Source organism: Kitasatospora sp. NPDC048540, assembly GCF_040651175.1.
Lineage (GTDB): Bacteria > Actinomycetota > Actinomycetes > Streptomycetales > Streptomycetaceae > Kitasatospora.
This window is the reverse complement of the sequence record NZ_JBEZIR010000023.1, coordinates 74369-86433: the sequence shown is the minus strand read 5'-3', so window position 1 is coordinate 86433 and position 12065 is coordinate 74369. Positions and strand designations below refer to the sequence as shown.

Annotated in this window: 2 protein-coding genes; one reads left to right on the top strand and one right to left on the bottom strand. The window is 72.4% G+C overall.

Features of this window, described 5'->3' with window-relative positions; genetic code table 11:
- Positions 1 to 88: 88 nt before the first annotated feature.
- On the bottom strand, positions 89 to 7339 hold the full coding sequence (locus tag AB0D08_RS12420; RefSeq protein ID WP_359888232.1) for an RHS repeat-associated core domain-containing protein: 7251 nt from the start codon (positions 7337 to 7339) through the stop codon (positions 89 to 91).
- A 369-nt stretch (positions 7340 to 7708) separates the two neighbouring features.
- Here AB0D08_RS12420 and AB0D08_RS12415 point away from each other — a divergent pair, with 369 nt between their 5' ends.
- On the top strand, positions 7709 to 11989 hold the full coding sequence (locus tag AB0D08_RS12415) for a LamG-like jellyroll fold domain-containing protein (RefSeq protein WP_359888229.1): 4281 nt from the start codon (positions 7709 to 7711) through the stop codon (positions 11987 to 11989).
- The last annotated feature ends 76 nt before the right edge of the window (positions 11990 to 12065 follow it).

Sequence of the window (12065 nt, the reverse complement as noted above, 5' to 3'; positions counted from 1 at the left end):
CGACGGGGTGCGTCTGTGCGGTGGGCGGGGGCTGGGGCGGTGCCGGCGGGGGGTGTGGTCGCCCGCCCCGCGGCCGGCCCGGCGTGCGTCAATTCTCCCCGGAGATCCTCCGCCACATCATCTGGCCGTAGTCCTCCGCGTCCTCCTCGCTGCCCTTGTCGCCGTGGATCCGCATGCCCTCCTGGTGGTGCACCTCGTGGAAGAAGGTGACCACGGCCTCCTTGATGTTGCGCAGGCCCTTGTTGGAGAGCTCGATGATCGGCAGACCGGTGCGGCCGCGGTGCGGCACGTCGGTCATGGTCGAGTTCGACCGGATGTAGTGCGGGCTGTTGCCGTAGTTGAACTCCCCCGTCCGCCCGTCGATGATCCGTTCCTTGTGGACCACGTCGTACCGGTCCCAGGTGTCGCCGTGTCCGGCCCTGGCCAGGGTCTGCTTGAGCCGGCCGAGGCTGACCGCGGGGCCGGACTCGTACTCGTTCGGCTTGCCCTTGGACCCGCTGCGGTAGGCGTTGCCGCTGGTGGTGGAGTCGGCGGCGTCGGGGGCCGGCTTCGGCTCCTCGGCGGTCTTGCCGCTGCCGCTCTTGTTCCCGCTGCCGCCGGGTTCCTTGCCGCCCTTTCCGGTACCGGACTTGGGTGTGGACGGGGTGTCACCCTTGGGGGTGGTCGGCGCCGGGTCGGCGGGCGTGGTGGTGGGCAGGTCGCCGGAGAGCAGCCGCTTGACGGCGCTGATCGCGTCCTCGCCGCCCTCGACGGCCGCCTTGACCGCCTTGACGGCCTTGACGCCGCTGCTGATCGCCTTGATCGCACCGTAGCCGTCGATCGCGAACGAGCCGACGATGCCGGTCCACTGCCCGGCGACGTAGGAGGTCGAGCTGGAGTCGACGCCGAACAGCTCGGCAAGCGGGTGATCGTCGACGTACCCGGTGTGGCCCAGCCGGAACGGGGTCTCGTTCTCGTACCCCGTCATGCTGTTGAACGCCGAGTTGTCGCCGTTGACGATGTCGGCGAAGGAGTTCCAGCCGTCCGACAGGAAGTTGACGCCCCACTGGTACGGGTCGCCGACGATGGAGTCGCCGACGCCGGTGAAGAAGCCGCCGATGGCGCTGCCCCAGCCGGAGCCCCACCACAGTCCGGTCGGGTCGCTGCCGGAAGCCGGGTTGCCGGCCGCGTAGCCGTACCCGCCCATCTGGTTGGGGTCGCCGCTCTCCATGACCGGGTCGACCGACAGGAACCGGCCGGTGACCGGGTCGTAGTGCCGCGCCCCGAGCAGGGTGAACCCGGTGACGGTGTCGGCGGGCTTGCCCAGGAAGCCGTGGTTGTCGGCCCAGGCCCCCGGTGCGGTGCCCCGCGGGTTGCCGTACGGGTCGAAGGAGCGCCGGGTGATGCCGAGCGTGGCGCCGTCGACCTGGAGCTGGGCGGTGCCCTGCGGGGTGGTCGGCTGGTAGCTGATGGCACCGCCGCTGGAGCGGACGGTGACCGTGCCGTCGGGTGCGCGGTAGTAGCGCAGCGCGGTGACGGTCTTTCCGGTGGCGTCGAGGTTGAGCTGCTCGTTGCCGGAGAACAGGTAGAGCGTGTTGCCGCCCGGGGCGCGCTGGATCAGCAGGCCGCCGTCGGCGTCGTACAGGTAGCCGGTCTTCTTGCCGTCGGTGGTGACGGCGCCGGTGCGGCCCTCCTCGTCGTAGTCGATGGCCTGGCTGCCGGTGCGGGCGCCGGTGGTGGTCCGGGTCCGGGTGTTGCCGGCCTCGTCGTAGCCGGGGGTGAGCACCGTGGTGCCGCCCGGGCCGGTGGTGGTGACCGTCGAGACCGCGTTGGGCCGCTTGGCCGGGGCGGTGCCCGCGCCGGGGTAGGCGAGGGACTGCGCGACGTCCTTGGCCGCGTTGCCGGTCACGTCGTGGCCGACCTGGCGGGTGCGGTCGCCGAGCTGGTCGAACTGCCAGTCCAGCCAGTACGGGGCCGGGCCGCCGACGGTGGCCGGGGTGGGCCGGGCCGTGGTGCAGCGGGCCAGCTGGCCCGCGGTGGCGGTGGTGATGCCCTTGGTGTCGGTCCAGGCGGTGGTCAGCCGGCGCTGCGCGTCGTAGCCGTAGCACTGGGTGTCGGTGGTGCGGTCGGTGCCGCCGCTGGACTGGACGTCGGTGACGGCGGTGACGTTGCCGGCCTGGTCGTAGCCGAAGGTGGTGGCGGAGATCGGGTTGGCAGTGTTGGTCTGCAGGGTGACGCGGTTGGTGGCCGGGCGGCCGGTCGCCGCGTCGTAGGTCTGCGCGGTGCGCAGCTGCTTGCTCGGTGTGCCGAGGGTGGTCTGCAGGACCTCGCCGAGCGGGCTGTAGTTGACGGTGGCGACGTAGGGCCGGCTGGGCGAGCCCATGCTGACCAGGCCGCCCTCCAGGTTGTAGCCGTAGCCGACCGTTTCGGCGGGCAGTCCGCCGTCGGTGCCGTACGAGGTCGAGGCCAGCAGGCCGACGTTCTCGGTGTAGGCGGCCTTGGCGGTGTAGGTGCCCGCCAGGGCGCCTTCGGCGGCGGGGATCACGGTGGTGACGGAGGTCGCCTGGCCGACGGCGTTGTAGCCGTCGACGCGCTGGACGTAGGCGGCGCCGTTCTTGCCGCCGACGTAGCGGGTGGAGGCGACGGGCAGGCCCTTGCCGAGCTTGTCGTAGCTCCACTCGGCCAGCAGCTTGGTCGGGTCGCCGGTGTCGGTGCCCGCGTACTCGGCGGTGCGCCGGCCCAGCGAGTCGTAGCTGAACGACAGGGTCTGCTTGCGGGCGTCGGTGGTGCTGGTGAGCCGGCCGAGCGGGTCGTACCCGGCGCTGGAGGCGCCGGCCGCCGGGTCGGTCTGCGAGGTCATCCGGCCTTGCAGGTCGTAGCCGTAGGACCAGGTGTTGCCGGCGTTGTCCTTGACCGTGGCGACCTGCCCGCGGGCGGTGTAACCGAAGCGGGTGGTGATGTCGGCGGCGGGCGCGGTGCCCGCCGTGCCGGCGGACCACAGGCGGGTGTTGGCCGCGTCGTAGAGCGCGAGGTCGTCGTCGGCCTGGACCTTGAGGTAGCCGCCGGGGTGGCTGCCGGTGCCGGTGGACCACAGGGTGGTCTTCCCGGTCGGGTCGAGGACGGCCAGGTTGCCGTCGGTCTGCACCACGGCGTAGGCGCCGGGGTGGCCGCCGGTGCCGGCGGACCACAGCGACTTGTCGCCGACGAGTGCGCTGAGCACCAGGTTGCCGTCGGGCTGCATGCTCAGCCGGACGCCCGCGGAGACCACGGAGGTGCCGGAGGACAGCCGGCTGCCGGTGCCGAGCTGGCGGTCGGGGGTGGTGTCGCGGACGACGCTGGCGGTGGTGCGGCCCTGGGCGTCGGTGTAGGTGGTGGTGGCCTTGCCGCCCTGCGCCGGGGTGGTGTCGACCCGGTCGACGCCCTGGTAGGCGACGGCGCTCTGCCACAGCGTGCTGGCGAACGAGGCCAGGCTGGTGGTGACCGGGCGGCCCTGACCGTCGTAGGCGGTGCGGGTCACCGACGGGCCGGTCCGGTTGGTCTCGGCCCACATGGTGGCGCCGGGCGCGTGGTCGGTGTCGGCGTAGGTGGCGATGCTGGAGACGGTCCAGCCGTGCGAGTCGTAGTAGGTGGAGGAGACCAGCCGGCCGGCCGAGTTGTCGGCGGGGGTGGACTGGGTCTGGCGGGGTTGCAGGGTGCCGTCGTAGATGGTGACGGAGGTGCTGTAGGAGCCGTCCTCGCGCAGGCTCCGGGTGGTGACGGAGGACGGGGTCGGGTTGTCGCCGGCGCCGTGCACGTCGTAGGAGTAGGTGCGGTCGGGTGTCTGGGTGGCCTTGTCGCGGCCCGGGGACCAGACCTTCTCCCGGCGGCCGAGCGCGTCGTACGCCGCGTCGGTCACCTGGTTGTTGACGTCCACCGAGTGCAGCACGGACGCCCGGCCGGGCGAGACGGTGCTGGTGGCCTTCCACTGGAGCGGGTTGGTGGTGGACAGCGTGGTCGGCAGCAGGCCGGTCTCGGGCTGGTACCCGGTGGTGGTGGTCTGTCCGGCGGCGTCGGTGCTGGCGGTGACCCGCCCGTACCGGTCGTAGGACATCCCGCCGAGGGTCTGGAACTGCGGCCGGCCCTGGGCGTCGTAGCCGGTGGCCGCCTGGGTGGCGGTGACCAGGCCGAGCGAGCTGCCGTTCTGGCCGAGCACGCCGTAGGTGCCGGGGTGGTCGACCGAGCCGTCGCCGTCGTAGAAGATCCGCTTGTGGGAGAGCGTGGTGTCCTTGCCGGGCGCGGTGGTGCACGGGCCCGTGACGCTGATCGTCTCCTTCGGGGAGACCAGCATCATCGGGTTGTCCGCCGGGGCGTCGGCGTACGTGGTGGTGGTGCAGGTCTGCTGCTTGGGGTCGGCCAGGTCGGGCTGGTCGTCCTGCTTCCAGATCCGGCCGGTGGAGTCGAAGGTGGTGCCGGAGCGGCCGGTGCGCCAGGTGCCGTCGGCGAGCAGGCCCATGGTGCGCGAGGAGGTCGAGGTGATCCGGCGCGAGGTCAGGTCGGGCAGCACGGACAGCTTGTCCGGCTTGGGGTCCTCGGAGGTCCAGGCCTTGCGGCCGGCGCTGGCGGTGACCGTGGAGGCCGGCGGGTCGGTCAGGGTGCGGCTGACGACGCTGCCGCCGGCCTGGGTGTACCCGAGCGTCTGGTACGGGGTGCCGGCCAGCCAGGGGCTGTCGGTGATCTCCTCGTTCAGCACGTTGCGGACCGTGACGCTGCGGGTGGTGCCGTCGGCCTTGCGGTCGCCGTCCATGCCCTGCAGGTAGGAGACGGTGCTCTGGGTGACCGGGTCCGGTGCGGCGCCGGTGGTGGTGGTGACGGTGCGGAAGCCCCGGAAGTCGTTCCAGGTGCGGTGCTTGTCGTCGGTGAGGTCGGAGTCGTCGCGGTGCCAGGCGGCACCGTCGGCGTAGGTGTAGTTGGTGACCTTGGCGGGCGAGCCGGCCTTGGTGCGGTCGCTGTCGGTGACCTGGGAGACCAGGGTCTTGTGGAACCAGTCCTCGATCGGCTCGACGCCGCCCGGGGTGTTCCAGAAGACCGGGTAGCAGGCCATCGTGTTGCTGTCCGCCGAGGCGGGCATCGTCTTCTTCTCGCGGGAGCACTCCGGCGCCCGGTAGGTGACCGCGACGGACTCGCCGGTCTCGGTCTGCACGCTGGAGATCCGCGGGTGGTACAGCGGCGGGGCGGCCGGGGTGAGCCCGTCGACCCGGTTGTCCATCTCGATCCCGGCGAAGGTGACCGGGTCGAGGGTGATCGGCCCGCTGCCGCCGGCGGAGGTGTCCTTGCCGGTGTGGGTGAGCTTGGACAGCCACATCACGGACTGCAGCGAGCCGGTGCTCTTCGGGTCCTGGGTCTTGCCGGTGACCGGGTCGTAGGTGCCGCCGGCGTCCGAGAAGACCTGCGTCAGGTCGTAGCTGTCGACGTCCTGCCAGCCGGCGGCGGTGCGGACCTTGCTGTCGATGCCCTTGAGCCGATAGGTGGTCCAGAAGGTGGGGCCGCTGATCAGGCAGACGCCGTCGGTCTTGTCGTCGTCGCCGACCTTGTTCTTCCAGTCCGACTCGCAGTGCAGGTCGTACGGGGTGTCGGGCCAGCTGGCGGCGGTGTCCGAGGAGAGGTTGCCGTCCTTGCAGACGCTGTCCGAGGTGGTGCAGCGCTGTGCGGTGCGGAACTCGACCTTCGCGGCGGGCTCACGGCCGGCCCGCGCGTCGGCGAGCTGGTAGCCGTAGGAGATCCGGGTCAGCCGGCCGCCGCGGGTGTACTTGGTGAGGGTGCCGCCCTTGTCGTCCTCGGCGACCTGGCCGTAGCCCATGTTGTAGTAGTTGGACTCGGTCGCCCAGTCGTAGCGCTGCACGTTGCCGTGCGGGTCGACGACGAAGTCCAGGTTGAACCGGTAGCCGACCGGCTTGTCGCACTGGGAGTCGTCGCCCTTGTCCGAACTGTGGCACGGGTCGCCCGACTTGGGGTGGTAGATCGGCACGCCCCAGGCGCTGTCGGTGGCGTCGTCGGCGGTGGTGCCGGGCGCGTGGTTCAGGCCCAGGTAGTAGGCGGTGCCGTCGGTCGTGGTGACCTTGAAGTACTCGCCGTCCCACAGGCCGTTGGTGGCGCCGGTCAGCCGCTCGATCCTGGTGCCGTCGTCGCTCTGCAGGTGGTAGCCGCCGTCGTCGTCGCGCAGCAGGACGCCGTTGTGGGTGCCGAGTTGGAGGGTGGCGTTCCAGCCGGCCCAGCACTCGTCGCCGGAGTCCTTGATCCCCTGGTCCTTGCAGCTCTTGTAGGAGCGCTCGATGAAGCCGGGGTTGTACGACCAGCCGTCACCGATCCACGAGGACTGGGAGTTGCGGGCCGAGGTCTCGCCGTCCACCGACTGGGAGTCGTAGGCGAGGCTGACGGTCGGGGCGGCGCCGCCGAGCGAGGGCGGCAGGGTGATCGGGTACTGGTAGGTGAAGGCGCCCGAGGCCGAGGCGGACCAGGCGCCCGAGGCGGACAGCGAGGTGGCGCCGAAGTCGCCCTGCGAGCCGCTGCTGCCGGCCACCGCGGCGACCGCCATCCCGGAGGAGGCGGAGGCCGCCGCGGCGCGGGCGGCGGGGGCGGCGAACGGGTTGGCCGCCTTGGTGGCCGCCGGGGCCGGCAGGGTGACGGCGGCGCTGAGCCTGCGGCCGACCGGGTCGTTGACCGACTCGAGCGGGGTCCGGGTGCGGCAGGCGGCGAGCTGCGGGGTGGTGAGCGCGCAGGACGGCATCGCCACCAGGTGCAGCCGGGAGGCCCAACCGCCGCCGTACGCCTGGTCGATGGCGGCGTAGTCGAGGGAAACCGAGACGTCGCCGGTGCCGGTGCCGTGGTCGGCGCGGGCCAGGCCGACCAGCAGGCCGTCGACGCCGGCGCCCTTGGCCTGCTCGCGGCCGGCCAGGCTGACCTGGACGGAGGAGACCGGGGACAGCGGGGCGAGCGGGCTGACCAGCGCGCGGGCGCGGGCGCCGACCGCCGACGAGGTGGCCGGGGAGACCGAGACCGGCAGGGCGCCGGCCTTCACCTGCCCGGCGGGCGCGGCGAGGCTGCGCACCGGGGTGGCGGCGGCCAGGTCGACGGTGGCGCCGGCGCCCGCCGGCCACCGGGCGCCGCGCACCTCGTGCGGTGTCAGCTCGCGGGCCCCGGCGGGCGGGACGCCCTGCGGGGCGTTGCCTGCGGCGCTGTCCGCCGGGTGGCCGGGCACCTTGGGCGGTGCGGGCAGCGGGTCGGCGGCCCAGGTCCGGTCGGTGTAGCGGTAGCCGCCCACCACCGATTCGGCGACCGCGAAGGGTGTTGACAGGGCGAGGGCGGTGACGGTCGCGACCGTCACCGCTCCTCTGTTCAGCCAGGCCCGTTGCCGGGCCCTGGCACGTATGCGGAATCCGCGTGATTCTGCGCGCATGCGCAAATTCCCCCATGATACGGAAATTGGTGACGTACTGAGGGTTCGTCAGCTGACATGGCGTCGGAACCCGGACGGAACCGTATTGCCAGGGTGGCGTCCCAGCAATACCCTTCCCCAGCGGTCACACTGGCCCCATCCGTCACAGCAGTCCCGGTGCTACGTCCACCAACCGGACGGAGTCGGACAGAAGTGCCGCAATTCCGACATCCGGCGGCCGGGTGGACGAACCGTCTGTGATCAGAAACACAGGCGTGACCCGGGCCGCCGCATCCTGTCCTTGAAAGGACGAACTCCATGGGGGAGCACACCCGTGCCCGGAGTCATCCGGCGCACACACCGGCCCGCCGGCTGGCGGTGTCGGCGGCGGTCGCCGCACTGCTGCTGAGCGGCGCCGGCCCGGCCCTGGCGGACGACGGCCCGGCCGCAGGCGCCGACCCGGCCGCCGTCGCCTCGCCGCTGGTGGCCGCCAAGGCCGAGGCGGTCCGCTCGGGGCAGCCGGTCACCGTCGACGCGCTGACCACCGGGACCGACCTGACGGTCGCCAACGCCGACGGCACCTTCACCGTCACCAGCAGCCTGCTGCCCGCCCGGGTCCGCCGGGACGGCGCCTGGTCCCCGGTCGACGCGACGCTGGGCCGCAACCCGGACGGCACCCTCTCGCCGAAGGCCGCGCCCTCCGGGCTGGCCCTGTCCGGCGGCGGCAGCGGCCCACTGGCCACCCTCACCGACGCCGAGGGCCACCGGCTCTCCTACACGCTGCCGTTCGCGCTGCCCGCGCCGCAGGTCAGCGGCAACACGGCGCGCTACGACGGGGTGCTGCCGGGGGTCGACCTCAAGGTCACCAGCACCGACCAGGGCGGGTTCCACGAGGTGCTGATCGTCCGTGACGCGCAGGCCGCCGCCAACCCGGCGCTCGCCTCGCTGCGGCTGGCCACCTCGACCAGCGACGGCCTCGCGGTCCGCGTCGACCCGGACGGCAGGGTGGCCGCCACCACCGCCGACGGCACCGCCGTGTTCCGCTCCCCCACCCCGCTGATGTGGGACTCCTCGGGCGCCGCGCCCGCCGCCACCACCGCCGCGGCCCCGGCCAAGGCGGCCGCCAAGGCCGCCGCCCCGCGGGCCGCCGCCGCCGCCGCGGACGGCGCCGGGCAGCCCGCCACCGCCTCCACCGCCGAGCAGCCCGGCACCGGCGCCCAGATCAAGCCGCTCACGGTGACCGGCGGCCCGGACGCCCTGACGCTCGTCCCGGACGCCGGGCTGCTGACCGGCCCGGGCACCGTGTGGCCGCTGTACATCGACCCGTACACCAGCCCGATCACCAGCAAGAAGAGCCACTTCGTCACCGTCAAGGAGGGCTGCGCGAGCCAGAGCCCGTACGACGACGCCCAGGACAACGGCGAAGGGGTCGGCTACCAGCGCTGGCAGGAGTGCCTGGGCCTGAACCGGGCCTACTTCGAGCTCAACATCGGCAACCTCACCAAGTCCATGGTGATCTCCAAGTCGGTGGTGCACCTCACCTCGACCTACGGCGCCTCCTTCGACTGCGACAACGAGACCGGCGTCAAGCTGGCGACCGTCGGCGCGATCAGCGGCTCCACCAGCTGGAACCACCAGCCCTCGGTGGCCGGTGACGGCTACATCGGCGGCACGCAGCAGGTCAAGAGCTCCAACCCGTCCCAGCACTGCGGCAACCACGACGCCAACTGGGACGTCACCGGGCAGATCAAGAAGCTGGCCGGCAAGGACGACAGCTGGACCTTCGGCCTGTTCGGCAACGAGAGCAAGTCCTCCAGCAACAACGACTTCATCCGCTTCGCCAACAACCCGTACCTGACCACGGTGTTCGACATCGCCCCCGAGGTGCCGGACAAGCTCGGCACCACCCCGGCGACCCGCGCCCCGGCGAGCAACGGGTGCGACGGCGCGGAGTCCGGCTGGATCGGCGAGTCCGGACTGGCCGGCGACGCCTCCGACATCACTCTCAACGCCCACCTCGCCACCGACATGACCGGCGTCAACCTGCGTGCCAAGTACGAGGTCTGGGACACCAAGACGGCCAACGCCGACGGCGACTCCACCTCCAAGGGCGCGCCCGTCAGCGGCTGGGTCAGCGACGGCGGCACCACCCGGGTCAACATCGGCTTCAAGGTCGCGGACGGGCACCAGTACGGCTGGCACGTCCGGGCCGACGACGACACCCTGCTCAGCGGCTGGTCCCCGAACTGCTACTTCAAGATCGACCTCAGCGCGCCGAGCCTGCCGGCCTTCACCGACTCGCCGGTCTTCCCGCCGCTCGGCGGCGACCGGGCGCCCACCGGCCACGCCGGTGACACCGGGGTCAAGATCGCGGTCAGCGCCAACGACCCGACGCCGACCGGCTGCACCCGCGGCGCCTGCGTCAGCAGCGGCATCGACCGCTTCGAGTACTCCCTCGACGCCAACATCCCCGCCAGCGGCGCCCTCAAGGTCGACGCCGTGGCCGGCACCGGCGGCAACGCCACCGCCGACATCCCGGTCGTGCTCAGCGCCGCCCAGTGGGGCGCCCACACGCTGTTCGTCCGGGCCGTCGACAACGCCGGCAACACCCAGGGCACGGTCGGCCAGTACAGCTTCTTCGCGCCGTGGAACCCCAACGCCAAGGTGGCCGCCGGCGACCTGGACGGCGACGCGGTCCCCGACCTGATCGCCCCGACCACCGGCGGCGACCTGGTGCTGGTGCGCGGCAACGCCGACCCGGCCGCCCCGCCCGCCACGGTGTCCGCCAAGGCGCAGAGCCCGGACGGCACCGGCTGGAACAACTACCTGGTCGCGCACCGCGGTACGGCCACCGGCACCAACGTCGACGACCTGTTCGCGTACAACAAGGCCAGCCACGAGCTGTACCTCTACCCGAACGACGCCATCACCCCCGGCGGCGCCATTGGGCACTTCACGCTCACCCAGAACGTGGTGCCGATCCGGGACTCCGCCGCATGCCCGGCCAAGGGCTCGGACGGCACCTGGAACAACGTCACCCAGATCCTCGCCCCCGGAAAGCTCGCGGGCTTCGCCGACGCCCCTGACCTGGTCACCGTCGACAAGGGCGAACTCTGGTACTTCCCCGGCACCTTCCAGGCCGGCTGCAACCTCGGCGCCGGAGTGAAGATCGGCACCGGCGACTGGTCCGGTGTCACCCTGCTCGCCCCCGGCACCGTCAACGGCGGGCCGACCCTGTGGGCCCGCAACGACGCCACCGGCGCGATCAGCAGCTTCCCGCTGACCTTCGCCGGCGGCGTGCCCACCACCCGGATCACCGCCCCCACCGACGCGCCGCTGGTCTCCGGCATCCTGGACACCGCCAACAAGAACCTCTGCCTGGACATCGCCGGCGGCCGGACTGTCAACGGCACCGCGGCGCAGATGTACACCTGCAACGGCACCGACGCCCAGACCTTCACCCGGGGCACGGACAACACCGTGCACGTGCTCGGCAAGTGCCTGGACGTGGCGAAGGGCGCCAGCGAGAACAACTCCCTGGTGCAGCTGTACCAGTGCAACAACTCCGCGGCCCAGCAGTGGGTCCCGGGCCCCTACCCGGGCACCCTGAAGAACCCGCAGTCCGGCCGGTGCCTGGCCGACCCGGCGAGCAACCGCAACCCGAGGACCCAGGTCATCATCTACGACTGCCTGAACATCGCGGACCAGAAGTGGGCCGCCACCAGCGGCAACGTGCTGCCCGCCGCCCAGGCGGTGCTCCCGGTCGGCATCGGCGGCAAGGACTACCCGACCGTCGCCTCGCCCGGCGACGTCCAGGGCACCGGCTTCCCGGCGCTGTACGCGGGCACCGGCTCCGGCCGGCTGGTCGAGTACCCGGGCGCGGCGGCGGCCGGCGGCCTCGCCCAGTTCGCCGCCCCCGTCGCGATCGGCCACGTCCACCGGCCGACCGCCTGGTGGAAGCTGGACTCCACCGACGACAGCGTCCGTCCGACCGGCGGCCTGACCCTCAACGGCGGAGCCGCCGTCGCGGCCGACGCCCAGCGGGGCAGCGCGCTCACCCTCAACGGCTCCACCGGCTACGCCGCCACGGCCGGCCCGGCACTGGACACAAGCCGCAACTACACCGTCTCGGCCTGGGTCAACCTGACCAGCCTGACCAACAACTCCACCTTCGTCTCGCAGTCCGGCACCAGCGCCAACGGCCTGCAGCTGTACTACTCCAGCGGGGCGCACGCGTTCGCCTTCGGGCACGCCCACGCGGACGACACCGCAGGTAAGTTCTCCAGCGCCTACGGCCCCACCACGGGCCCGCTCGCACCGAAGACCAACACCTGGTACCACCTGGTGGGCGTCTTCGACGCGGACGCCCAGGAAATGCGGCTGTACGTCGACGACAACACGGCCGCCACCGCCGACTACACCGGCACGGTGTGGAACGCCACCGGCCCGGTGCAGATCGGCCGCCGCCTGTACGAGGGCGCCTACGGCGAGTACACCGCCGGCAAGGTGGCCGACGTGCAGCTCTTCGCCGAGGCGCTCACCCCGGGCGGGGTGAGCTCGATCGACAAGGACCGTCCGGTGCCGACCCAGCTCACCTGAGCGGCCCGTACCGGCCTCGACGTGGACGGCCCGTTCCCTCCCGGCCGGGAGGGGGCGGGCCGTCCGCGTACGCGCG

Excerpts from the sequence above, each read along its gene's own strand:
- AB0D08_RS12415 (WP_359888229.1), top strand. The coding sequence starts at position 7,709 with ATGGGGGAGCACACCCGTGCCCGGAGTCATCCGGCGCACACACCGGCC.